We start from the raw sequence: 25,330 nt of genomic DNA on the forward strand, positions 1-25,330 counted from the left end.
AGGGTACCTTATTAAAAAGGTAATCGGTCTTATGCACTGAATAAGGATTCAGCACTTGCTAATATTTAGGGCGTAAGTCCAGGGGAGTTTGAAGTTATTCACAAAAGAATTATTATCTTAGCTTTTTTAGAGAAACAGTGAGCTTATTCAACCCTTTTTAATAAAAAATAAAGTAAGGTCTTATTCATTTCATGAATGTTAAGTTAATAATGATAAAAATTTTTTCCACTGATTAATCAATAAAAAGGCCCTCATTACTATGAGAGCCTTTACCTTGACAATGATGTAAAAGTGAACTTATTTCTTCGCGGCGCGCTCGAAGGACGCCACGATTTCTGCTTTAGCGGCTTCGGCGTTGTCCCAACCTTCAACTTTCACCCATTTGCCTTTTTCGAGGTCTTTATAGTGCTCGAAGAAGTGAGCGATCTGCGCTTTCAGCAGTTCCGGCAGGTCATTCACATCTTTAATGTGATCGTAATCTTTGCTCAGTTTGGTGTGCGGTACGGCAACCAGTTTCGCATCTTCGCCTGCTTCGTCGGTCATTTTCAGGACGCCAACCGGACGGCAGCGGATGACGGAGCCGGGTTGCAGCGGGTACGGCGTCGGGACCAGAACGTCTACCGGGTCGCCGTCCAGAGACAGAGTGTGGTTGATGTAGCCGTAGTTGCACGGATAGAACATCGCGGTGGACATGAAGCGGTCAACGAACAGCGCGCCGCTCTCTTTGTCAACTTCGTATTTGATTGGATCTGCGTTAGCCGGGATCTCAATAACGACGTAGATATCTTCCGGCAATTCTTTACCCGCCGGGACGTTGAGTAAGCTCATGTCTGTTTCCTTAGAATTTATGACAAACAAGTGGCGAGTATTATAGCCAACTTGTGCCGAAAGTCTTTGCTTGTTTTCGTTTCCGCCTCGTCTGGCGCGTCGTTGGGGAGCATAAACGACAAAGGTTAAGAACCGGAAAAATCACGGGCCTGATAAGGCAAAGCCGCCATCGGACATATTATTGCCCAATGGCGGCTTTATGCTTTATTCCGCATGATGGTAAAGGTTACGCGTCCGGGTATTCACGGATAAAACGTTCAACATCTTCCACCATATGACGGTTGCCGACGAAGAACGAGCGGCGCTGGTGCAGGCTTTCCGGAATGATATCCAGAATGCGTTCTTTACCGTCGCTGGCTTTGCCGCCGGCCTGTTCCGCGAGGAAAGCCATCGGGTTGCACTCGTACAGCAGGCGCAGTTTCCCCTGCGGATGGCTGGCGGTGCTTGGATACAGGTAGATGCCGCCTTTCAGCAGGTTGCGGTGGAAATCGGCGACCAGTGAACCGATGTAGCGCGAGGTGTAAGGGCGACTCGTTGCGCTATCTTCTTCCTGGCAGAATTTGATGTACTTCTTCACGCCATTCGGAAACTTAATGTAGTTGCCTTCGTTAATGGAGTAGGTTTTACCCTTCTCCGGAAAACGCATACGTTCCTGACACAGGCAGAATACGCCCAGCGACGGATCGTAGGTAAAGGCATGGACGCCGCAACCAGTGGTGTACACCAGCATAGTGGAAGAGCCATACACGACATAGCCCGCCGCGACTTGCTTGTTGCCGGGTTGCAGGAAATCCTCTTCGGTGACCGGCGTGCCGACGGGCGTCACGCGGCGGTAAATCGAGAAAATTGTGCCGACAGAAACGTTAACGTCGATGTTGGAAGAGCCATCCAGAGGGTCCATCAGCACCACATATTTTGCGTGTTCACAGCCTTCAAAGACAACGATTTCGTCCTCTTCTTCCGACGCGATGCCCGCTACTATATCGCGCGCTTTTAGTGCAGCTTTCAGTTTCTCGTTCGCGAACAGATCGAGTTTCTGCTGAACCTCGCCCTGTACGTTCTCAGCACCGCTGGCACCCAGGATATCGACCAGTCCGGCCTTATTGATATCGCGGTGGATGATCTTGGCGCCCAGTTTTATTGCCGACAGCAAAGCAGTGAGCTCACCAGTAGCCTGAGAGAACTCGTGCTGCTTTTCGACAATAAATTCACCTAACGTTTTCATAACACTTTCCCTGCAATTGATTGGAGTAAAGCGACCGTAACAATCTTAACAAACATTTCAGACGATGCGCTCAGGTGAATCGCGCCAGCAAAGTACAGATTTACCTGAAATGCGTTTCTCACTTGCCGGACATGTGCGTAAAATGGCTCGCAGATAAAAAAAGGATAGTGACGTATGCGCATTCATATTTTGGGAATTTGTGGCACTTTCATGGGTGGACTGGCGATGCTGGCTCGCTCACTCGGTCATGAAGTAACCGGTTCGGACGCCAATGTGTATCCGCCGATGAGTACTTTACTTGAGAAGCAGGGGATCTTCCTGATTCAGGGATATGACGCCAGCCAGCTCGATCCGCAGCCGGATTTGGTGATTATCGGCAATGCAATGACGCGTGGTAATCCGTGCGTGGAAGCGGTGCTGGAAAAAAATATTCCTTTTATGTCCGGCCCACAATGGCTACACGACTTTGTATTGCGCGATCGCTGGGTACTGGCGGTCGCCGGTACGCACGGTAAAACGACTACCGCAGGTATGGCGAGCTGGATACTGGAAGCGTGTGGATATAAACCGGGTTTCGTTATCGGCGGTGTTCCGGGCAATTTTGAGGTATCCGCGCGCCTGGGCGAGAGCCCGTTCTTTGTTATCGAAGCGGATGAGTACGACTGCGCGTTCTTTGATAAGCGCTCTAAGTTTGTGCATTACTGCCCGCGCACGCTAATCCTCAACAACCTTGAGTTTGACCATGCGGATATTTTTGACGATCTGAAAGCGATCCAGAAACAGTTCCATCACCTGGTGCGTATCGTGCCGGGGCAGGGACGGATCATCTATCCGGAAAACGACATTAACCTGAAGCAGACGATGGCGATGGGTTGCTGGAGCGAGCAGGAACTGGTGGGCGAGCAGGGCCACTGGCAGGCGAAAAAACTGACCACCGATGCATCTGAGTGGGAAGTGTGGCTGGACGGTGAAAAGGTCGGTGAAGTGAAGTGGGGCCTGGTAGGCGAGCACAACATGCACAATGGCCTGATGGCGATTGCCGCTGCGCGCCATGTGGGCGTGACGCCATCGGAGGCTGCCCATGCGCTGGGAACGTTTATCAATGCCCGGCGTCGTCTGGAACTGCGCGGCGAAGCTCACGGCGTGGCAGTCTATGACGATTTTGCCCACCACCCAACGGCGATTCTGGCCACCCTCGCGGCGCTACGTGGGAAGGTTGGCGGCACGGCGCGGATTATCGCGGTGCTGGAACCTCGTTCTAACACCATGAAAATGGGATTATGCAAAGACGATCTGGCACCGTCATTAGGGCGTGCGGATGAAGTGTTCCTGCTGCAGCCGCCGCATATTCCGTGGCAGGTTTCAGAAGTGGCGGACGCCTGCGTACAACCGGCTCACTGGAGCGGGGATGTCGATACGCTGGCGGATATGGTGGTAAAAACCGCGCAGCCTGGCGACCATATTCTGGTAATGAGCAATGGCGGTTTCGGCGGCATCCATCAGAAATTGCTGGATGGACTGGCGAAAAAAGCGCAGGCCAGCGAGTCATAAAAAATGCCCGGCGGCGCTACGCTTACCGGGCTTACATTCCCGTAGGCCGGATAGACGCCAGCGCCGCCATCCGGCAGACGCTATCAACGCGTAAAATTACCCTTCGTTTTCCGCCAGCTCGCGCAGATACTGGAAGATCTGACGCGCCGATTTTGGCGGTTTGTTGCCTTCTTTCTCTTTCTTCGCATTGCGGATCAGTGAACGAAGCTGTTGACGGTCGGCGTGCGGCCACAGGGTTAGTACTTCGGCTACCGCGTCATCGCCTTCGACGATCAGACGATCGCGCAGGTGCTCAAGTTTGTGAAACAGCACTACCTGCTGATTATGGCGGTTCTTCAGCTTGTCCAGCGCCTGGCGAATCGGTTCAACGTCGCGCTGGCGCAGCATTTTTCCGATAAGCTGTAACTGACGGCGGCGTCCTTCCATTTTGATGCGCTGGGCCAGTTCAATGGCGTCGCGCAGATCGGCATCCAGCGGGATCTTATCCAGCGCGTTTTTCCCCAGATCCACGATTTCCGCGCCCAGGCGTTTTAACTCCTCGGCATCGCGTTTAATTTCACTTTTGCTGACCCAGATAATTTCATCGTCTTCGTCTTCGATGTCATCACCGGGAACGTCGTCGAGCCAGTCTTCGGGCTGCTTTGTCATGTCAGGCTCCTTAAAAAAAGAGGCTAATGTTACCAGTTAAGATGCGCACTGAAAAACGGTTCTCTGTTAGACTTCAGAGAAACTCTCTCTACATTATGGCATTTGCAATGAAAGTAATCTCACAAGTTGAAGCGCAGCGTAAGATTCTGGAAGAAGCAGTCTCAACAGCGCTGGAGTTAGCCTCAGGCAAATCGGATGGGGCGGAAGTGGCCGTCAGCAAGACTACCGGCATTAGCGTCAGTACCCGTTATGGTGAAGTAGAGAATGTCGAATTTAATAGCGACGGCGCGCTGGGGATTACGGTGTATCACCAGAACCGCAAAGGCAGCGCCTCCTCGACAGATTTAAGCCCGCAGGCGATTGCCCGTACCGTCCAGGCTGCGCTGGATATCGCTCGTTATACGTCGCCAGATCCGTGTGCTGGGGTGGCTGATAAAGCGCTACTGGCGTTTGACGCGCCGGATCTGGACTTGTTCCACCCGGCAGAGGTTACGCCAGACGAAGCCATTGAGTTGGCAGCACGCGCGGAGCAGGCTTCTCTAAAGGCGGATAAACGCATCACCAATACCGAAGGCGGTAGTTTTAACAGCCATTACGGCATTAAAGTGTTCGGCAACAGCCACGGCATGTTGCAAGGATATTGCTCCACGCGCCATTCGCTCTCAAGCTGCGTCATCGCCGAAGAGAACGGTGATATGGAGCGTGATTACGCTTACACCATCGGCCGGGCGATGGACGATCTGCAAGCGCCGGAATGGGTCGGGGCCGAGTGTGCGCGCCGCACGTTATCCCGTCTGTCGCCGCGTAAGCTCTCTACCATGAAAGCGCCGGTGATTTTCGCCAATGAAGTGGCGACAGGATTGTTTGGCCACCTGGTCGGGGCGATTGCCGGCGGCGCGGTATACCGTAAATCCACGTTTCTGCTCGACTCGCTGGGCAAACAAATTCTGCCGGAATGGCTGACCATCGAAGAACATCCGCATTTGCTAAAAGGGCTGGCGTCTTCACCGTTCGACAGCGAAGGCGTGCGAACGGAACGCCGCGACATTGTGAAAGATGGTGTACTAACCCAATGGCTGCTGACCAACTATTCCGCTCGCAAGCTGGGGTTGAAAAGTACCGGCCATGCGGGTGGGATCCATAACTGGCGTATCGCCGGACAAGGGTTGAGCTTTGAGCAGTTGCTGAAAGAGATGGGGACCGGTCTGGTGGTGACGGAACTGATGGGGCAGGGCGTCAGCGGCATTACCGGCGACTACTCCCGTGGTGCTGCCGGATTCTGGGTGGAGAATGGAGAAATCCAGTACCCGGTGAGTGAAATCACCATTGCCGGCAATTTAAAAGAGATGTGGCGTAATATCGTCACCGTCGGCGACGATATTGAAACGCGCAGTAATATACAGTGTGGTTCAGTACTGTTACCGGAGATGAAAATCGCCGGACAATAATAAATACCCGACATATTCCAGACTGCAGGACAAAACGACAAAACGTTAAAGCAGTTTGTTCTGCAGCCAAATGAGTTAGGGTATTACGCTTATCGTTAATAATAAAAAGGAAGTGAGCAATGCGTAAAAGCCTGTTAGCTATTCTTGCTGTGTCATCGCTGGTGTTCGGTTCGGCCGCGTTTGCTGCCGATCTTGAAGATAATATGGATATTCTCAATGATAACCTGAAAGTCGTTGAGAAAACGGATAGCGCCCCTGAACTGCAAGCGGCGTTAACCAAAATGCGCGCCGCCGCGCTGGATGCCCAAAAAGCTACGCCGCCAAAGCTGGAAGATAAAGCGCCGGATAGCCCGGAAATGAAAGATTTTCGTCACGGTTTTGACGTCCTGGTCGGTCAAATCGATGGCGCGCTGAAGCTGGCGAACGAAGGGAAGGTCAACGAAGCGAAAGCGGCGGCGGAGGCGCTAAAAACCACCCGCAATACGTATCATAAGAAGTATCGTTAATTTTTGTGGGATGGCGGCTTCGCTTTATCTGTAGGTCGCCATCCGGCAAAATGTAATACCCATCACACTTTCTCACTTTATACGACAACGTCATTATTTGTGTCTGCCACGCCATTTCTTCTCTACGCCGCGATAGATCTCACACTTTCCCGGCGATAATTTATCAATGCCGCCTTTTCTGTGGCGCAGATCACCCCTTCCACTCGCCTTTCCACTTTGAGGTGGAAAATAACTCGCTACAAACTTTTAACCCCTACCGCTAGTTTTATCTCATTGCTATTAACGGGGTGAGACGCGTGGATAACGGAGCAGTAAAACACAATGCCGGGGAGCGGATTAACGAACTGGCTGAACAGGTGTTAACCCAGGTGGACGGCCTGCTGGGACAACATCACATTGTCCCCAATGCGGTACAGACGCAAATGCTGACTTCGCACGTTCGCGCGATGGCGCACCGGTCAATTACCGGCGAGCCTTTACCAGAAGTCGATGCCAGCCTGTTTGATGAAATTTCAGCCGAATCAATGGCGCTCGCCCGCGAAATCGTGGCGGCGTTTGGCAACCTTCCTGACGAAGAAGCCTGGCTGCTATCGGTACATTTTGAAGTCGCGAAAGACAACCTCTAAGGAGCAAAAAAATGGAACAGATTACCGTCGTGATCGGTGATCGCCTGGGTAAAGGCCAGAAAGTGGCGGCGGGCGTGGAAAAAGCGGGCGGACGCGCGGTCGTTGTACCGGGCGTTGCGGCAGACATGAAGCTGGGCGATGTGATGAAAGCAGAAAACGCCACTTTCGGCGTTTCATTTTGCGGCAGCGGTGGTGCGGGTGCCATCACTGCGCAAAACAAGCATGGCTACAAAGCCCGGTATGGGATGCGGTCGGTAGATGAAGGCGTCACCGCTATCAATGAGGGATGCAACGTACTGGGTTTCGGCTTTATGGATAAAGAAGAGCTCGGTGAGCGCCTGGTGCAGGCGTGGCAAAAGAAATACGGCGCCTGATGATGAAAGAGCAATTCACCACCACGGTGAGAGTAAAAGGCAAGGGCGATGCCAAAGCGCGCGCCTTTGCCGATGCGCTGAACCATGTTCAGTCAACGGTGATGAGAGCATCGCCGTATATCTTATTGCGTATTGAGCCACAGGATGTGCGGATTGTTCAGGCGCATGAGTCGGTGCGTAAAGAGGCCTTTCTGTTTTTCTTTTTGCGCCGGGAACGACGCACCTACAGCGTGGAGCTGGATGTGACCGTCAACGTGACCGCCATCAATCTCGACAGGGTGGATTTCGTCGCGAAACGCTGATTTTTATTAAAAAGGCATAGTTATGTTCCTGATAATACTAATTAAATCGCTCATCATCGGCGCACTGGTCGGCGTTGGGGTGGGGGCTGGGGCTGCACGCATGTTTCATGCGCCTACCACGCAGGGGATGGGCGCGTTCCGTACGTTGGGTGAACTCAACTCTTGCGAAGGCGACCCGGCATCCCATTTTTCCTTTGGGTTAGGCTTTTTCTTCAACGCCTGGGCGTCGTCCGTTGCCGCCGGATCGTTCACTCAGGATGTTGATCATCGCATCATCCCTAACTGGGGCGCGGCGGCGCTCATGATCAAAAACCGTAATGTCGGCGAGACGCTGCACGACCCGAAGAGAATGGCGATCGCCTGCGCTGTCGTCGGCATGATCGTCGTAACGTTCCTTAACCTGACCGCTTCATCCGTACCACAAGCGCTACAGGTGACGGCGGTTAAGGTGCTGGTGCCAGCGGCAAACCTGCTGGTCAACATTGTTATGCCCGTGATCTTCTGGTTAGCGGCGATCGACGCGGGTAAAAAATCGGGCTTCTGGGCCACCGTTTTCGGCGGCGCGGCGCAGCTCATTATGGGGAACGCCGTACCGGGACTGGTGCTGGGGATTTTGATCGGTAAAGGCGTGGAAGAGAGCGGCTGGAACCATGTCACCAGGGTAATGATGGTCGCCATTGTGTTGCTGTTTGTGTTGAGCGGCTTTTTCCGCGGCTTCGACATGAAAATGATCGAATCCTTCAACATGACGGTACCGAACTGGCTTGAAATGATCCACAACTCGCTCAGCGGCAAATAACGGAGGCCACAATGGAAGAAAATAAAGGGTTTTGGTATGCCGACTGGTCGTTTCCGATCTTTGTGGGCCTGCTCTCTTCCGGCGTTTTCGCCGGGACGCATATGTATTATCTGTACGGTATCGGCGCATTCAACGAAGTGGCCTTTGTGGCGATGCTGAAAGCGGGAATGGATACCGGTGTCTATGGCGCGGTTGCCGCCTTCGGCGCCAGCTTTTTATTCGCCCGTATTATCGAAGGATCGCTGGTCGGCATTCTGGATATCGGCGGCGCGATTCAGACTGGGGTGGGTTTAGGCGTTCCGGCGCTATTGTTGGGGGCGGGGTTTGTCTTCCCGGTAGCGAATTTTATTGCCTCGTTGATTACCGGCCTGGTGATTGGCCTGGCGATTGGCTACATCATTATTCTGGCGCGTAAGTTCACGATTAATCAGAGCGATTCTACTTACGGGGCGGATGTCATGATGGGCGCCGGTAACGCTTCAGGCCGTTTTCTGGGGCCGTTGATTATCCTCAGCGCTATGACGGCGTCGATTCCCATTGGCGTCGGTTCGCTGGTGGGCGCGCTGCTGTTTTATATCTGGCAGAAGCCGATTACCGGCGGCGCGATTTTAGGCGCGATGATTTTAGGCTGGCTGTTCCCGGTGGCTCTTTGATACCTACGGGCGCTCCGGCGCTCGCCTTTTCAGGAAAATGTTATGTTTGATTTACTCCTGCGCCATGCGCGACTGGTCGACGATACGGTCTGCGATATTGCCCTACAAAACGGCAAAATTGTCGCGCTGGGCCAACTTTCCGGCCCGGCGGTGAAAACCCTCGATCTACGCGGTGACTGTTTTGTCAGCGCCGGCTGGATTGATTCTCACGTCCACTGCTACCCCAAATCGCCGATTTATTTCGATGAGCCGGATAGCATCGGTATCGCGACGGGGGTGACCACGGTGGTTGACGCAGGCAGCACTGGCGCAGACGACATTGATGACTTCTATACGTTGACCCGTCAGGCGATCACCGACGTTTATGCGCTATTGAATATTTCCCGCGTCGGGCTGATAGCTCAGAATGAACTGGCGGACATGAACAACATTGATGCCAATGCGGTAACGCTGGCGGTAAAACGCCATCCGGATTTTATCGTCGGCCTCAAGGCGCGGATGAGCAGCAGCGTGGTGGGCGAGAACGGTATTACGCCGCTGCAACGCGCTAAAGCCATGCAGCAAGAAAACGGCAACCTGCCGCTGATGGTTCATATTGGCAATAACCCGCCGGATCTGGACGAAATAGCGGAGCGTCTGACGGCGGGCGATATCATTACCCACTGTTACAACGGTAAGCCGAACCGTATCCTGACGCCGGAAGGCGAGCTGCGCGCCTCAGTCACACGGGCGCTGGCGCGCGGCGTGCGTCTGGACGTCGGACATGGTACCGCCAGCCTGAGCTTTGCGGTAGCGAAATGCGCCATTCGCCTGGGGATTTTACCGCATACCCTCAGTTCCGATATCTACTGCCGTAATCGCATCAATGGCCCGGTGCATTCGCTGGCTAATGTGATGTCGAAATTCCTTGCCATCGGCATGTCGCTGCCGCAGGTCATTGCGTGCGTGACGGCCAATGCCGCCGATAGCCTGAATCTGAAAACCAAAGGGCGTCTTCAGCCTGGTCTGGATGCCGACCTGACCCTCTTTACGCTCAAACGACAGCCCACCGTGCTGGTGGATGCGGAAAACGACAGCTTACAGGCTGAGGAATTGCTGGTGCCGCTTGCCGCGATACGCGCAGGCAAGGGCTATATGACCGAACAAGGGAGCGCGGAATATGCCTTCGATTTTTGAAAAATATAAACTCAAACAGGTGATTAACACCTCCGGGCGTATGACGGCGCTTGGTGTCTCCACGCCGCGCCCGGAAGTGATAGAAGCGGCGATGGCGGGAATGAATCAGTATTTTGAGATGAAAGATCTGGTGAATAAGACCGGCGAGTATATTGCGGGATTGCTGGAGGTTGAAGGGGCGACAGTGGTCTCCTGCGCCAGCGCGGGTATCGCCCAGTCGGTTGCCGCGGTACTGGTTCAGGATAGCGACTGGCTACTGGAAAACCTGCATGTGACCGCCATTGAAAACAACGAAATCGTCTTGCCAAAAGGCCATAACGTCAACTTTGGCGCGCCGGTGGGGACAATGGTGGCGCTGGGCGGCGGCAAACTGGTGGAGGCCGGTTATGCTAATGAATGTTCCGCTGCGCAACTGGCGGCGGCTATCACGCCGCGTACGGCGGCCATTCTCTATATCAAATCTCACCACTGCGTACAGAAAAGTATGCTGAGTGTGGAACAGGCGGTCGTTGTGGCACGTAAACACCATCTGCCGCTCATTGTGGATGCCGCGGCGGAAGAAGATTTGCAGTGCTATTACCGTTCCGGCGCGAGTCTGGTGATTTACAGCGGCGCGAAAGCGATTGAAGGGCCGACCAGCGGGCTGGTGATTGGCAAAACGCAGTACGTTGAGTGGGTAAAACGCCAGTCAGCGGGCATTGGCCGGGCGATGAAGGTCGGTAAAGAGGGAATTGTTGGCCTGACCTGCGCCATTGAACTCTATCTGCGGGCACAAAAAGAGAGCGGGGCGGAGATGGCGGAAAAAATGGCGCCCTTTATCGATACTCTGAATTCGCTTAATGGCGTCAGCGCCCGCGTGGTGTGGGACAGTGCCGGGCGCGATATTGCGCGTGCGGAAATCCAATTTGATGAGGCGGTAACCGGCATCGCCACTGGCGACCTGGTGGAGGCGCTCAAACAGGGTGAATACGCGATTTATTTCCGCGGCTACAAAGCCAACGACGGAATTATTGAGGCGGATGTCCGCAGCGTCGATCGCGCGCAGTTAGCGATTGTGGCGCGGCGTATTGCCGATGTCCTTCATCAGGAGAAAAAAGCATGAAATTGACCCCTAACTTTTACCGCGATCGCGTCTGTCTGAATGTACTGGCCGGCTCGAAAGATAACGCCCGGGAAATCTACGCAGCGGCGGAAGGTCATGTGCTGGTTGGCGTGCTCTCCAAAAACTACCCCGACGTTGAACGCGCAGTCGTGGAAATGCGCGAATACGCCGCGCTTATCGATAATGCACTTTCCGTGGGGCTGGGAGCTGGCGATCCGCGCCAGTCGGTGATGGTGAGTGAGATTGCCCGTCAGGTACAGCCACAGCATGTTAATCAGGTCTTTACCGGCGTGGCGACCAGCCGGGCGTTGCTGGGGCAGTCTGAGACGGTGGTGAATGGTCTGGTCTCGCCGACCGGCACGCCGGGACGGGTGAAAATTTCCACTGGCCCGCTAAGCAGCCGCGCGCCGGACGGCATCGTACCGATAGAGACGGCAATTGCTTTGCTCCAGGACATGGGCGGCAGTTCAATAAAATACTTTCCAATGGAGGGACTCAACTGCCGTGATGAATATAAAGCGGTGGCTGAGGCCTGCGCCCGCCATGATTTCTGGCTGGAACCGACGGGCGGTATCGATCTGGAAAACATCGACGAGATTTTGCACATCGCCCTTGAGGCTGGAGTAAGCAAAATCATTCCTCACATTTATAGTTCAATTATTGATAAGGTGAGCGGCAACACCCGTCCGGACGATGTGCGTCAGTTACTGGCTATCGTCCGGTCCCGTGTCGGCTAACCATGAGGAGAGAAACGTGCGATTCCCCAACCAACGTTTAGCACAGTTGTTTGAAATGCTGCAAAACGAGGCGCTGCCGCAGGACGAGCTGGCGCAGCGGTTGTCGGTTTCCACACGTACCGTCCGGGCAGATATCGCGACGCTGAATATGTTATTAACGCCGCATGGGGCGCAATTTATCCTCAGCCGCGGCAGCGGTTATCAGCTTAAAATTGATGATCCGGCGCGTTACCAGAGCCTGCAAATGCAGCCGTCTCCCGCGCTGGTGCGCAGTCCCCGCACCAGCCAGGAGCGGATATACTATTTGCTGGCGCGTTTTTTAACCTCCGCCTTCTCGCTGAAGCTGGAGGATTTAGCGGATGAATGGTTCGTCAGCCGTGCGACGCTACAGAATGATATGGCGGACGTGCGCGAGCATTTGTTGCGTTATCATCTGACGCTGGAAACGCGTCCGCGTCACGGTATGAAACTGTTTGGCGGAGAGATGGCGATTCGCGCCTGTCTGACCGATCTTTTATGGACGCTGGCGCAGCAGGAGCCGACCCATCCGCTGGTCGTCGGGACGGCGCTGAATAGCGATGTGTCTCAGCGGCTGCGGTCGCTTTTGCCGGACATTTTCTCACGTTTTCACATCCGCCTGACCGATGAGGGCGAGCTATTTCTGCGTTTATACTGCGCGGTGGCGGTACGGCGTATTTGCGAGGGGTTTCCGTTATCGGAATGCGTAGCGGAAGAGGTAGATGAAAAGGTGCGCTATGCGGCGCATGAGATTGCGGAACTGCTACAACATCTGACCGACAAGCCACTGTCGGCGCCGGAAGTGAGCTGGCTGAAGGTGCATATTGCTGCCCGCCAGGTACAGGAGATTGTCCCCAGCGCCATTAATGCTGATGATGAAGACGCGCTGGTGAACTATATCCTCAGCTTTATCAATACCCAGTACAACTACAACCTGTTGGATGATAAACAGCTTCATGCGGACTTGCTAACCCATATTAAAACGATGATCACCCGGGTGCGCTACCAGATCATGATCCCCAATCCACTACTGGACAATATTAAGCAGCACTATCCGATGGCGTGGGATATGACGTTGGCGGCGATATCAAGCTGGGGAAAATACACGCCGTATATCATCAGCGAAAACGAAATCGGTTTTCTGGTGCTGCATATTGGCGTTGGCCTGGAGCGTAGTTACAACATAGGATATCAGCGGCAGCCGAAAGTGCTACTGGTATGCGACGCTGGTAATGCAATGGTACGAATGATTGAGGCGGTACTGGCGCGCAAATATCCGCAGATCGAGATTGTTCGCACTCTGACCCTACGCGACTATGAGGCGCGGGAAAGCATTGTGGAAGATTTTGTGATTTCCACGGCGCGGATCGGTGAAAAAGATAAACCGGTCGTTATGATTGCGCCCTTTCCCACCGACTATCAACTGGAGCAGATCGGTAAGTTGGTGCTGGTGGATCGTACCCGTCCGTGGATGCTGGATAAATATTTCGATCCCTCGCATTTCCTGATCGTGAAAGGTGAAATAGATCAACAGACGCTGTTTAAAACGCTATGCGATCAGCTACGCGATGAAGATTTTGTGGATGCCGCGTTTCTTGATTCGGTTATTGAGCGTGAAGCTATCGTCAGTACGTTATTAGGCGACGGGATTGCCTTGCCGCACGCGTTGGGGCTGCTGGCGAAGAAAACGGTGGTTTACACGGTGCTCGCGCCGCAGGGGATTACCTGGGGTGATGAAACGGCGCATGTTATTTTTTTACTCGCCATCAGCAAAAGTGAATATGAAGAAGCGATGGCCATCTACGATATTTTTGTCACTTTCCTGCGCGAACGCGCCATGACGCGCCTCTGCGCATGCCGGAATTTCATTGAGTTCAAAACGGTCGCAATGGAGTGCGTGAGTCGTTTTTGACACTTTCTTGTCACGTCATTGTTAAGAAGATTTATGTGCTTGTCGGTATGCCAGCACGGGTTATTTTACCCAATCTTCGTACTGCAAACCCGGTACCCGCTCAAACTCCCTCACGTTATTAGTGACCAGTCGTGGCCGGCGATAGCCGCATCGTTTGATCCAATTGCCGTACCGGCGGCGGCCAGTACGGCACGGATCTCTGTGGTGGCATCCACTGCCGCCCGGTCCCAGGCCAACACGGCATCCAGGCGGCTACAAAATGCATCGACCAGTTGGGCATGGCGCGGCGAGGCCTTTTTGCCCGTCCAGCCAAAACGCATTTCGGCGTAGGTAATCGCCGACACCACAATACAATGGCGGCGCAACACGGTCTGTTCAAGGCGTTTCAGCACAGCTTCCGGCTGCTTACGCATAATGAAAGAACAGATGCAGGTATCCAGCATGTAGGTTTTACTCTTAGTTCAAAGCGTCCCTCATTGCTGACGATGTCTTCGCGCTCCGTCAGAAAGTCCGGGCTGGCTTTTTCCTCATGACGGAACGATCCCCAGGAAGGGCGGGCTGGGCGCAGAATAATCGTGTCGCCTTCGCGGAAGATTTCAAGTTCGTTGACGCCGTCAAAATCCAGATCGCGTGGAAGACGGATCGCACGGTTATTGCCATTTTTAAATACAGATACGGTTCCATGGTCGTCTCCTTGCTCTTGTGGGCGTGATGTTATAGGCCTGTGTCGGAGTTAATTATATGTCTGTGGGTGACATAGGTATGGGCATATGCATATCCCTGTAAGCAGGAGGCGAAAGAAGGGGGTAAAAGTAGCGGACGAGTAACGGCTTTGACCCAGTATCCCCGCATTAGCGCAAATGATGCACCACCTGGTTGCTGCTGCCGCGCCAGATAAGCGCCGGGTCTTTCAAAGCCTGCACAAATTTACCGTCGACCAGCACGTTGATGAGATCGACAACCTGCATTTGCGCGGCATTAAGTTCATCAAGCTTATATCCCGTCCACACCCAGATATCCTTCCCGGGACATTCGGCGCGAATACGCTGTACCAGCTTCAGGATATCCGGCACGTTTTGTGGATGGAGCGGATCGCCGCCGGAAAGCGAGATCCCCTGACGGTGAATGCGCGTGTCGTTCAGATCGGCAATGATCTTATCTTCCATCTCTTTGGTAAACGGCTGGCCGGAATTGAGCCGCCAGGTGCTTTTGTTATAGCAGCCTGGGCACTCATGCACGCATCCTGACACAAACAGGGTGCAGCGGGTGCCGGGACCGTTGACGATGTCGACGGGGTAATATTGGTGGTATTGCATTTTCGCGTCTCAATTGACGTCATTACTGTGTTGGCTGCGCTCGCTCACCCGGGTTACTTACTTATGTAAGCTCCCCGGGATTCGCTTGCTTGCCGCCTTGCCCTGGCGCCAATTGCTTTGCGAAAAGCGTCGTAACGTCGGGCAATAATACTGTCGGAATTAACCTATCTGTCCGTTGCCTAAATGCTTAACGCGGCGCTTCACTTCTTCCTGCTTACCGGCGTTAAACGGACGCGCGTCCGGGCTGCCTAAATAGCCGCAAACGCGACGGGTAACCGACACGCGGGCGGCGTCATGGTTGCCGCATTTCGGGCAGGTGAAGCCTTTACTGGTGCATTCAAACTCACCGGTAAAACCGCACTCGTAGCACTCATCGATCGGCGTGTTGGTGCCGTAATACGGTACATGCTGATAACTGTAATCCCAGACGTCTTCCAGCGCTTTCAGGTTATGCTGAATGTTCGGATATTCGCCGTAGCAAATGAAACCGCCGTTCGCCAGCGGCGGATACGGCGCTTCGAAATCGATTTTGTCGTACGGGTTGACCTTTTTCTCCACGTCGAGGTGGAAGCTGTTGGTGTAGTAGCCTTTATCGGTTACGCCCGGCACCACGCCGAACTCAGCGGTATCCAGACGGCAGAAGCGGTCACAGAGGTTTTCGCTTGGCGTGCTGTACAGGCTGAAGCCATAGCCGGTCTCTTCTTTCCACTGATCCACGGCCTGGCGCAGACGCTCCACAATCGCGATGCCTTTAGCGCGAAGCTGCTCGCTATCGTACATATGCTCATTGCCGAACAGCGCGTTAATGGTTTCGTGGATGCCAATATAGCCAAGCGAAATGGATGCGCGACCATTTTTAAAGATTTCAGAAACGTCATCGTCCGCGTTCAGACGCACACCACAGGCGCCTTCCATATACAGAATTGGCGCAACGCGGGCTTTGACTCCTTCCAGACGAGCGATACGGGTCATCAGCGCTTTACGCGCCAGCGCCAGACGCTCATCAAGCAGTTTCCAGAACGCCTCTTCATTACCTTTGGCTTCCAGCGCAATGCGGGGCAGGTTGAGGCTAATCACGCCGAGGTTGTTACGTCCGTCGTGGATTTGCTCGCCATTTTCGTTTTCCCATACGCCAAGGAAGCTGCGGCATCCCATGGGAGTTTTGAACGAGCCGGTGACTTTGACCACTTGATCATAGTTCAGAATGTCCGGATACATGCGCTTGCTCGCGCATTCCAGCGCCAGTTGTTTGATATCGTAGTTTGAATCGCCAGGCTTATGGTTCAGGCCATCACGAATGGCAAAGACCAGTTTCGGGAACACGGCGGTTTTACGATTTTTACCCAGACCGGCGATACGATTACGCAGGATAGACTCCTGAATCAGGCGTGATTCCCAACTGGTGCCAAGGCCGAAACCGAAGGTGACAAACGGCGTCTGTCCATTGGCGGTATGCAGAGTGTTCACTTCATACTCCAGAGACTGGAACGCGTCGTAACACTCTTTCTCAGTACGGGAACGCGCATAGCCTTCCGCATCCGGAATCTGCCACTCTGCGGCGGTGTTACGGTGTTTGTTAAAGCTGGCGGTCACAAACGGCGCCAGTACTTCATCAATACGGTTAATGGTGGTGCCGCCATAAATATGGCTGGCGACCTGAGCGATGATCTGTGCCGTTACCGCGGTGGCGGTTGAAATGGATTTTGGCGGCTCGATCTCGGCGTTACCCATCTTAAAACCCTGGGTCAGCATGCCTTTCAGATCGATCAACATGCAGTTGAACATCGGGAAGAATGGCGAGTAGTCGAGATCGTGATAGTGAATATCGCCGCGTTCGTGCGCCTGCACGACGTCGCGCGGCAGCAGATGCTGACGGGCATAATGTTTTGCCACGATCCCGGCCAGCAGATCGCGCTGGGTCGGAATGACTTTACTGTCTTTGTTGGCGTTCTCGTTCAGTAACGCCGAGTTGGTTTGCTCAACCAGGCCACGAATCTCCTGGTTCAGACGGCCACGTTTTTCACGTTCAATATCACGGTCGTGACGGTACTCAATATAGGCGCGGGCAAGCTGTTTATACGGGCCAGACATCAGTTGGTTTTCAACTGCCGTCTGGATCTCATTAATATCGACCTGACTGCGAGCGTTCATTTGACTGCTAACGACTTCTGCGACGGTAGCACAGTAATCTGCGTCGTCGACTCCCGCTGCTTTAGCTGCACGTAGAATGGCTTCTTTAATGCGCTCTGATTTGAATGGCACTTTACAGCCATCTCGTTTCATCACATGCGGTGTCATGATCACTCCATATTTATAAGAACAGGTTATCCACAGAGGTTGAGGAAGCGCACTGGGTTATATTCATCTCGCTATCCAATGACTTCCCGCAATCCTGACCCACTTATCCACAATTTATCCGTTTTAACGGAGCCTTGTCGTTGTAGCAATTGTAGTCGATAAATACAATATATTGGGTCGGCGTGCATTTTAAGTTCTATATGTAGTGATTTGCATCAAGGATGTTTGCGTTTTTATTGATGTAGCGCAAAGTAAAAATCAGAGCGTACAGATGACGGGCACTGTAGCGTTTGTAAAGGTTTACGGGAAAATTCTGATTAAATATTCAACAGAAACAGTCACTAAGTTAAGCCAACGCCGTCAGCGCCACCAGGGCTGCGGCGTTGAGCCGTATAGGGGCGTCGCGCTAGCGCTGTAACCACCAGATGGTTTCAAATGGACGAAGTGTCATTGTGGCTGGCTGGCTGGCCGCCTCGCCATAATTGTGCATTAGCGCCTGCCACTGTCCTTTGGTATGCGGCGGATGCCACTCCTGACATGTTTTGCTCAGGTTTGCCACCACCAGCAGGGTTTGACCCTGCCATTGGCGGCGATAGCACCACAGATACGGGCTCTCCGGGAGAAAATCATGATAATCGCCCCAGATCAGTACGGGGTACGTTTTACGCAGCGCGATCAGCTTTTGATAGGTGTAAAACACGGAGTTTTTATCGCTTAATGCCGCTTCAACGTTTACCTCCGCATAGTTGTCGCACAGGTTTATCCACGGCACGCCGTGGGTGAACCCCGCGTTGTCACTGCTGTCCCACTGCATCGGCGTGCGGCTGTTATCGCGAGATTTACTGGCCAGAATGGCCAATAGCTCGTCGGCTTCGCGTCCGGCGGTGCGTAGTGCGGCAAACATATTATGGCTTTCCACGTCGCGGTAATCGGTAATGCGGCGAAAATGCGGATTAGTCATGCCGATCTCTTCACCCTGATAGATATAAGGCGTGCCCTGCATACCATGTAGCACCATCGCCAGCATTTTGGCCGCCAGCACCCGATATTGCCCCTCGTCGCCAAAACGCGAGACGATGCGTGGCTGATCGTGGTTACACCAGAACAGCGCATTCCAGGCGACGTTATGCATCCCCTGTTGCCAGTGGCGGAACAGCGCTTTCAGCGCCACATAATCAGGTTTTGCCAGCGTCCACTTTTCACCGCCGGGGTAATCTACTTTCAGGTGATGAAAGTTGAAGGTCATCGATAGCTCGTCGCCGTTAAGCGCAGCATATTGCTGGCAGTTTTCCAGCGTGGTAGAGGACATTTCACCTACCGTCATCAGATTACGCGGTGTGAAAACGTCACGGTTCATTTCGCGCAAAAATTCATGCGCGCGCGGTCCGTCAGTATAAAAGCGGCGTCCGTCGCCCAGCGGATCGTCAGGAAAATCCTGTTGTTTGGAGATCAGATTCACTACGTCCAGACGCAGGCCATCTACGCCACGATCCGCCCAGAATTCGCAGACCTTTTTCAATTCTGCGCGCACCGCGGGATTTTCCCAGTTCAGATCGGCCTGCTCAGGCGCGAAAAGGTGTAAATAGTACTGTTCGCTCTGGCTATGCCAGCGCCAGGCGCTACCGCCAAATTTGGATTGCCAGTTATTTGGGCAGACATTCGGGGTACCATCGCGCCAGATGTAAAACTGGCGGTATGGGCTCTCTTTATTCAGCGCGTCGCGAAACCAGGCGTGCTGGGTGGAAGTATGGTTAAACACCATATCCAGAATAATGCGAATACCACGCGCTTTCGCCTGTGTGACCAGTTCGTCAAAATCATCCAGCGTGCCATAGGTTGGGTCGATAGCCGTATAGTTTGCGACGTCATAACCGTTATCCACTTGCGGCGAGATATAAAACGGCGTGAGCCAGATGGCATCTACGCCGAGTCGCTGTAGATAGTCAAGGCGCTGTGTGACGCCACGTAAATCGCCAGTGCCGCTACCCGTCGTGTCCTGAAAACTTTTTGGGTAAATCTGATAAATAACGCCGTTTTGCCACCAGTGGGGAATATTCATACCTGTTTCCTGCAAGCGCGTTGGGGCGCAACTGCGCCCCGAAGAAGAATTAGACAATTTGTAATGTGCCCTGACGATGCTTACGCTGATAGATAAAGGTCGTCAGGATCAGGGGGATAACGATCGCGATAGCCATCGCCATGCCGTACACCTGCCAGTAGCGCGGCGGTATCGACAGGATGCCAGGCAGACCGCCCACGCCGATACCGTTGGCGATGACGCCGTTCAGACCACAGAGCAACCCTGCCAACCCGGAGCCGATCATCGCGCAGAGCATCGGGAAACGATATTTCAGGTTGATACCGTACATCGCTGGTTCGGTGACGCCCAGATAAGCGGAAATGGCGGCAGGAACGGAGATCTCGCGTTCATTGTGTTTACGGCTGGAGATGATGATGCCCACCACGGCGGAGGCCTGCGCGATATTCGATAGCGCAATCAGCGGCCAGACTGGCGTCCCCCCCATGCTCTGGACCATCTGCATATCGATAGCAAGCGTTGTCTGGTGTACGCCAGTAATGACCAGCGGGGCATAGAGGAAGCCGAACAGCGCCGCGCCTATCGGGGCGAAACTGCCGGTCATCAGATAACGTACCGCAAAGGCCACGCCGTCGCCGATCATACGACCAAAAGGGCCGATAAAGGCGTGAGCGAGAAAGACGGCCAGAATCAACGAACAGACCGGAACGACCACCAGGTAGAGATAATCCGGCACGATGCGCTTTAACCGCGTCTCAATAAACCCAAGCGCCAGTCCCGCCAGTAACGCCGGGATAACCTGTGCCTGGTAGCCTACCTTTTCGATACTAAACAGGCCGAAATTCCAGACATCCGGCGTTTGCTGGCCCAGCAGATAGGCATTCATTAACTGTGGGGATACCAGCGTGATGCCCAGCACGATGCCGAGAATCGGCGTGCCGCCCATTTTTTTCACCGCCGACCAGCAGATCCCCACCGGCAGATAGAAGAAGATCGCCTCACCGATCAACCATAAAAAATCGTAAAGCGTTTTTAGCGCCGGATGCATCTGCGCCAGCGTTTGGCCATTGCTCAGTGGCACATCGCCGATCACGTTGCGAAAGCCTAAGATCAGGCCGCCGCTAATCAACGCCGGCAACAGCGGAAAAAAGATCTCCGCAAAGTGGGAAATTAACTGCTCATGCCATTTCATGTTCTGGCGAGCGGCTTTTTTCGCCTGCTCTTTATCGGCATACGCTTTGCCGGTGGTCTCCAGCAGCGCGTTATAGTAATCGCCGACGTCGGTACCAATTACCACCTGAAACTGACCGGCATTGGTGAAGCAGCCTTTGACCATCGGCAACTGTTCGATCTCTTTTGGCCTGGCGTTCGCGGGCTGGTGGAGGACAAAGCGCAGGCGAGTAATACAGTGGCTCACTGTCGCGATGTTGTCGCGCCCGCCGACCAGGTCGATCAGCCGGTCGATATCGGCTTGTTTTACTTTGCTCATCGTAAAGCCTCATGGCAGAGGAGGTATGTTATTGGTTGGCGCAAGAGTATCTCTTCAACCGTGGTTTAAAAATGGGAACGTTCCCGAAATACAGCAACGATCACAAATTACCTGTGATATTCGGTTTAACCAGCCACTCAGGCGAGGGTTGATGGAATGACGATCCGGCGCGGATCGCAGCGGCCATTGATCTGTTCGATCAGCTGCGAAGCTGCCTGCCGTCCGGCTTCAGCATAGCCTGGATCGACAGTAACGATCTCCGGGTGCAGGAATTTCATCAGCGGCGTATTACCTACGCTTGCCAGTTGCAGTGTCTCAATACGCTGCTCCTGCAAATACTTACTGGCGCCCAGCGCCAGCGTATCGGTGGCGCAGACTAACGCCGTGGTATCCGGCATGATAACGCTCGCCGTGTGCTCATAACCCTGCTTCATGGCCAGGCCGGGCAGGGAGGCGACGGGATGAAGTTTGTGTTTTTTACAAAACGCCAGGTATGCGTCATGCCGACGTTTGCCGGTCGTGACGTCGCTATGGGGAACCCCCAGGAAACTAATGTTGCGGTGGCCCTGCTCATACAGTCGCTGCATAAGGAGATGAATCGCGCCCTCGTCGTCGTAACAGACGGAGGCAAAACCTGCCGAATCCCTTGCCAGCAGTACCAACGAAGCTTGCCAGGGGGCGATCAGCTCTTCTGTGATGCCGGTAAAGCCAAACAGCACCACGCCATCGATGTTGCGTCGCTTGAGCATTCCCAGATGCTCGGCGACCAGCGTCGGTGAGAACTGACTTTCCATCATAATAGGGTCGTAGCCCTGCTCATAAAACGCAGGCAGCATGGTCTGAACCGCGAGGTTTTCAGACAACGAATCAAGGCGAGTGACGATAATAGCAACGACTTTATCGCTTTGTCCCCGCATCGCGCGGGCGGAGCGGGAAGGGGAGAAACCATGTTGATTCATCACCGCTTCGACACGTTCGCGGGTACGCTCGCTGACGCCGCTTTCATTATTCAGTACGCGGGAAACCGTTGATTTTCCTACGCCGCTCAGGCGGGCGATGTCTTTAATAGTGAGCCGATTTTGCATCCTGTATTCCCGTGGCGCGAAGCTGGTGATGACAAAAAGAGTAACTTTACTCAAGCGAAGGGCAATGGGCAAAGTCTGGTTTATCGTTGGTTTAGTTATGTAACAGTATGATACCGCCATAATTGCCACAAAACTTATGGATTTATGCGTATAATCCGCGGCGCAAATTATTCACTTACCGGAGGCGATATGGACCCTGAACCCACCCCTCTCCCGTGTTGGAGAATGTTCCTTTTCCGGTAAGCCTGCCTTTGCTGTCTTACCGGGAGTAAGACAGTGACACGTAACGTCCCTGTTTTTATCTAGAAATTGTTCATTGGGCAAGGCGTTGCCGTGCCTGAAGAATTTTCTGCGCCAGATGTCGGCGCGGAGGGATTACCTATGCTAAAAACCATTACCCGCCAGCTTTTTATCCGGCTCAATCGTCATCTGCCTTACCGCCTGGTTCATCGCGATCCGCTGCCCGGCGCACAGACGGCGGCAAACGCTGCTATCCCGCCTTCGCTGAGCGAACGTTGCCTGAACGTCGCCACAATGGAACAGGAGACGCTCTGGCGCGTTTTTGATTCGCATCCGGAGGGATTAAACGCCGCCGGGGTGATGCGCGCGCGTGAACAGTATGGTGAAAATCGCCTTCCCGCCCAGAAACCGTCGCCGTGGTGGGTGCATCTGTGGGTATGCTATCGCAATCCGTTCAACATTTTATTGACGATCCTTGGCGGCATTTCTTATGCCACAGAGGATCTGTTTGCTGCAGGCGTTATCGCCCTGATGGTCTGTATTTCAACGCTATTGAACTTTGTGCAGGAAGCGCGTTCGACAAAAGCGGCGGATGCGCTAAAAGCAATGGTCAGTAATACCGCCACCGTATTGCGGGTCATTAATGAAAATGGCGAAAACGGCTGGCTGGAATTGCCCATCGATCAACTGGTGCCTGGCGATATTATTAAGCTGGCGGCAGGAGATATGATCCCGGCGGATTTACGGATTATCCAGGCGCGCGATCTGTTTGTCGCCCAGGCGTCGCTGACCGGGGAATCTTTGCCGGTCGAGAAAGTAGCGACGACCCGCGAGCCGCGGCAAAATAACCCGCTTGAGTGTGACACATTGTGCTTTATGGGAACGAATGTGGTCAGCGGGACGGCACAGGCAATGGTGATGGCGACGGGTGCCGACACCTGGTTTGGTCAATTAGCAGGACGTGTCTCGGAACAAGATAACGAGCAGAACGCTTTCCAGAAAGGAATTAGCCGCGTCAGTATGTTGCTGATCCGCTTTATGCTGGTCATGGCGCCGGTAGTTCTGATTATTAATGGTTATACCAAAGGTGACTGGTGGGAAGCGGCGCTATTTGCGCTCTCGGTCGCGGTAGGGCTCACCCCGGAAATGCTGCCGATGATTGTTACCTCCACGCTGGCACGCGGCGCGGTGAAGCTGTCAAAACAGAAGGTTATTGTTAAACATCTTGACGCGATTCAGAACTTCGGCGCGATGGATATTCTGTGTACCGACAAAACCGGCACGCTGACACAGGATAAAATTGTGCTGGAGAATCATACAGATATCTCTGGTAAACCCAGCGAACATGTACTGCATTGCGCCTGGCTGAACAGCCACTATCAGACTGGCCTAAAAAATTTGCTGGATACGGCGGTCCTGGAGGGAGTAGACGAAACCGCCGCGCGCCAGCTCTCCGGGCGCTGGCAGAAAATCGATGAGATCCCTTTTGATTTTGAGCGTCGCCGGATGTCGGTGGTGGTGGCCGAAGATTCGAACGTGCATCAACTGGTCTGTAAAGGCGCGTTACAGGAGATCCTGAACGTGTGTACTCAGGTGCGCCACAACGGCGATATTGTGCCGCTGGACGACAATATGCTGCGTCGGGTAAAACGCGTGACCGATACGCTGAACCGCCAGGGGCTACGTGTGGTCGCCGTTGCCACCAAATATCTGCCTGCGCGTGAGGGCGATTACCAGCGTATTGATGAGTCCGACCTGATCCTGGAAGGGTATATCGCTTTTCTTGATCCGCCGAAAGAGACCACCGCGCCGGCGTTGAAAGCGCTGAAGGCGAGCGGGATTACGGTGAAAATTCTCACCGGCGACAGCGAGCTGGTAGCGGCGAAAGTCTGTCATGAAGTCGGGCTGGATGCGGGCGACGTCGTCATCGGCAGTGATATTGAAGGGTTAAGCGATGACGCGCTGGCGGCGCTGGCCGCGCGTACCACGTTGTTTGCGCGTCTGACGCCAATGCATAAAGAGCGCATCGTTACCCTGCTCAAACGTGAGGGTCATGTGGTCGGTTTTATGGGCGACGGGATTAACGATGCCCCGGCATTGCGGGCGGCGGATATTGGTATCTCGGTAGATGGCGCGGTGGACATTGCCCGTGAAGCTGCCGATATTATCCTGCTGGAAAAGAGCCTGATGGTGCTGGAAGAAGGTGTTATTGAAGGTCGTCGTACTTTTTCTAATATGTTGAAATATATCAAGATGACCGCCAGCTCAAACTTCGGTAACGTGTTTAGCGTGCTGGTGGCGAGCGCCTTTTTGCCGTTCCTGCCGATGCTGCCGCTGCATTTGCTGATTCAAAACCTGCTGTACGATGTATCCCAGGTGGCGATTCCGTTTGATAATGTCGACGAAGAACAAATTCAAAAGCCGCAGCGCTGGAATCCGGCGGATTTGGGACGCTTTATGATCTTCTTCGGTCCGATCAGCTCGATTTTCGACATTCTGACGTTTTGTCTGATGTGGTGGGTCTTTCATGCGAATACGCCAGAAGCGCAAACCTTGTTCCAGTCCGGCTGGTTTGTGGTGGGATTACTGTCGCAAACGCTGGTTGTGCATATGATCCGTACCCGTCGCCTGCCGTTTATTCAAAGTCGTGCCGCCTGGCCGCTGATGGCGATGACGCTGTTGGTGATGGTGGTAGGGATTTCGTTGCCATTCTCGCCGCTGGCGTCTTACCTGCAATTGCAGGCGCTGCCGCTGAGCTATTTCCCGTGGCTGATTGCGATTCTGGCAGGCTATATGACGTTAACCCAACTGGTGAAAGGCTTTTATAGCCGGCGTTATGGCTGGCAGTAACCTCGATTGTAGGCCTGATAAGCGAAGCGCCATCAGGCAGAATGGCGCAGGTTGCCGGATGGCGGCTTCGCCTTATCCGGCCTACAGGGGGGATGTTGAAAACGCCACA

Annotated in this window: 22 protein-coding genes and 2 pseudogenes; 14 read left to right on the forward strand and 10 right to left on the reverse strand. The window is 53.8% G+C overall.

What is annotated here, in order from left to right:
• Positions 1-297 precede the first annotated feature (297 nt).
• Both ppa and fbp read right to left on the reverse strand, forming a co-directional pair.
• Positions 298-828: an inorganic diphosphatase gene (ppa, locus tag SBG_RS20215; RefSeq protein ID WP_000055081.1), complete on the reverse strand. Its 531-nt coding sequence runs from the start codon at positions 826-828 to the stop codon at positions 298-300.
• Between the two features lie 226 nt (positions 829-1,054).
• Complete coding sequence (gene fbp / locus SBG_RS20220) at positions 1,055-2,053, reverse strand: class 1 fructose-bisphosphatase (protein WP_000853763.1); 999 nt, start codon at positions 2,051-2,053, stop codon at positions 1,055-1,057.
• 174 nt (positions 2,054-2,227) lie between these two features.
• On the opposite strand from fbp, the gene mpl reads away from it, so the two are divergent.
• Complete coding sequence (mpl, locus tag SBG_RS20225; protein WP_001219851.1) at positions 2,228-3,604, forward strand: UDP-N-acetylmuramate:L-alanyl-gamma-D-glutamyl-meso-diaminopimelate ligase; 1,377 nt, start codon at positions 2,228-2,230, stop codon at positions 3,602-3,604.
• 96 nt (positions 3,605-3,700) lie between these two features.
• On the opposite strand, the gene yjgA is transcribed toward mpl, so the two are convergent.
• Complete coding sequence (yjgA, locus tag SBG_RS20230; protein WP_000166280.1) at positions 3,701-4,252, reverse strand: ribosome biogenesis factor YjgA; 552 nt, start codon at positions 4,250-4,252, stop codon at positions 3,701-3,703.
• Positions 4,253-4,347: 95 nt separating this feature from the next.
• Here yjgA and pmbA point away from each other — a divergent pair, with 95 nt between their 5' ends.
• From pmbA to SBG_RS20285, 11 genes are all read left to right on the forward strand, one after another.
• A complete protein-coding gene (gene pmbA / locus SBG_RS20235; RefSeq protein ID WP_000852987.1) occupies positions 4,348-5,700 on the forward strand; it encodes a metalloprotease PmbA in 1,353 nt (450 codons plus the stop codon).
• Positions 5,701-5,819: 119 nt separating this feature from the next.
• The gene (cybC, locus tag SBG_RS20240) at positions 5,820-6,206 is read left to right on the forward strand and encodes a cytochrome b562 (RefSeq protein WP_001232229.1); all 387 of its coding nucleotides are present in this window, start codon (positions 5,820-5,822) and stop codon (positions 6,204-6,206) included.
• 287 nt (positions 6,207-6,493) lie between these two features.
• Entirely contained in the window at positions 6,494-6,832 is a 339-nt protein-coding gene (locus SBG_RS20245; RefSeq protein ID WP_001255105.1) for a glycine dehydrogenase, read from the forward strand.
• A gap of 11 nt (positions 6,833-6,843) precedes the next feature.
• The gene (locus tag SBG_RS20250) at positions 6,844-7,206 is read left to right on the forward strand and encodes an SFCGS family glycine-rich protein (protein WP_000435391.1); all 363 of its coding nucleotides are present in this window, start codon (positions 6,844-6,846) and stop codon (positions 7,204-7,206) included.
• Entirely contained in the window at positions 7,206-7,508 is a 303-nt protein-coding gene (locus SBG_RS20255) for a DUF4312 family protein (RefSeq protein WP_000975188.1), read from the forward strand. The genes SBG_RS20250 and SBG_RS20255 overlap by 1 nt, the downstream gene beginning before the upstream one ends.
• A 22-nt stretch (positions 7,509-7,530) precedes the next feature.
• Positions 7,531-8,307: a DUF4311 domain-containing protein gene (locus tag SBG_RS20260; protein WP_000478579.1), complete on the forward strand. Its 777-nt coding sequence runs from the start codon at positions 7,531-7,533 to the stop codon at positions 8,305-8,307.
• Between the two features lie 11 nt (positions 8,308-8,318).
• Positions 8,319-8,960, forward strand: coding sequence for a DUF4310 family protein (locus SBG_RS20265; RefSeq protein ID WP_000392125.1), 642 nt, complete (start codon positions 8,319-8,321; stop codon positions 8,958-8,960).
• A gap of 42 nt (positions 8,961-9,002) precedes the next feature.
• Positions 9,003-10,136, forward strand: a complete 1,134-nt coding sequence (locus SBG_RS20270) for an amidohydrolase/deacetylase family metallohydrolase (protein WP_000459959.1) — start codon at positions 9,003-9,005, stop codon at positions 10,134-10,136.
• The gene (locus SBG_RS20275; protein WP_001139164.1) at positions 10,120-11,238 is read left to right on the forward strand and encodes a DgaE family pyridoxal phosphate-dependent ammonia lyase; all 1,119 of its coding nucleotides are present in this window, start codon (positions 10,120-10,122) and stop codon (positions 11,236-11,238) included. The genes SBG_RS20270 and SBG_RS20275 overlap by 17 nt, the downstream gene beginning before the upstream one ends.
• Positions 11,235-11,975 carry a 2-dehydro-3-deoxy-phosphogluconate aldolase gene (gene dagF, locus SBG_RS20280; protein ID WP_000779268.1) on the forward strand — a complete coding sequence of 247 codons (741 nt, stop codon included), beginning with the start codon at positions 11,235-11,237 and terminating at the stop codon, positions 11,973-11,975. The genes SBG_RS20275 and dagF overlap by 4 nt, the downstream gene beginning before the upstream one ends.
• A 16-nt stretch (positions 11,976-11,991) precedes the next feature.
• Positions 11,992-13,905, forward strand: a complete 1,914-nt coding sequence (locus SBG_RS20285; RefSeq protein WP_001212157.1) for a BglG family transcription antiterminator — start codon at positions 11,992-11,994, stop codon at positions 13,903-13,905.
• Between the two features lie 60 nt (positions 13,906-13,965).
• Here the strand turns inward: SBG_RS20285 and SBG_RS20290 are convergent.
• The 7 genes and pseudogenes from SBG_RS20290 to treR form a co-directional block, all read right to left on the reverse strand.
• Positions 13,966-14,348, reverse strand: a pseudogene (locus SBG_RS20290) (type II toxin-antitoxin system VapC family toxin).
• 14 nt (positions 14,349-14,362) lie between these two features.
• Positions 14,363-14,623, reverse strand: a pseudogene (gene vapB, locus SBG_RS22365) (type II toxin-antitoxin system VapB family antitoxin); the annotation flags it as partial.
• Positions 14,624-14,756: 133 nt separating this feature from the next.
• Positions 14,757-15,221, reverse strand: a complete 465-nt coding sequence (gene nrdG / locus SBG_RS20300; protein WP_001199276.1) for an anaerobic ribonucleoside-triphosphate reductase-activating protein — start codon at positions 15,219-15,221, stop codon at positions 14,757-14,759.
• A gap of 159 nt (positions 15,222-15,380) precedes the next feature.
• Positions 15,381-17,519, reverse strand: coding sequence for an anaerobic ribonucleoside-triphosphate reductase (gene nrdD / locus SBG_RS20305; protein WP_000187812.1), 2,139 nt, complete (start codon positions 17,517-17,519; stop codon positions 15,381-15,383).
• A gap of 406 nt (positions 17,520-17,925) precedes the next feature.
• Entirely contained in the window at positions 17,926-19,578 is a 1,653-nt protein-coding gene (gene treC, locus SBG_RS20315) for an alpha,alpha-phosphotrehalase (protein WP_001025028.1), read from the reverse strand.
• 49 nt (positions 19,579-19,627) lie between these two features.
• Positions 19,628-21,046: a PTS trehalose transporter subunit IIBC gene (gene treB / locus SBG_RS20320; RefSeq protein ID WP_000048816.1), complete on the reverse strand. Its 1,419-nt coding sequence runs from the start codon at positions 21,044-21,046 to the stop codon at positions 19,628-19,630.
• A gap of 137 nt (positions 21,047-21,183) precedes the next feature.
• Positions 21,184-22,131, reverse strand: coding sequence for a trehalose operon repressor TreR (treR, locus tag SBG_RS20325; RefSeq protein ID WP_001181295.1), 948 nt, complete (start codon positions 22,129-22,131; stop codon positions 21,184-21,186).
• A gap of 189 nt (positions 22,132-22,320) precedes the next feature.
• On the opposite strand from treR, the gene mgtL reads away from it, so the two are divergent.
• A complete protein-coding gene (gene mgtL, locus SBG_RS23530) occupies positions 22,321-22,374 on the forward strand; it encodes a mgtA regulatory leader peptide MgtL (RefSeq protein ID WP_152687197.1) in 54 nt (17 codons plus the stop codon).
• A gap of 138 nt (positions 22,375-22,512) precedes the next feature.
• Entirely contained in the window at positions 22,513-25,221 is a 2,709-nt protein-coding gene (gene mgtA, locus SBG_RS20330) for a magnesium-translocating P-type ATPase (RefSeq protein ID WP_015703113.1), read from the forward strand.
• Positions 25,222-25,330 lie beyond the last annotated feature (109 nt).

Source organism: Salmonella bongori NCTC 12419 (genome assembly GCF_000252995.1).
Lineage (GTDB): Bacteria > Pseudomonadota > Gammaproteobacteria > Enterobacterales > Enterobacteriaceae > Salmonella > Salmonella bongori.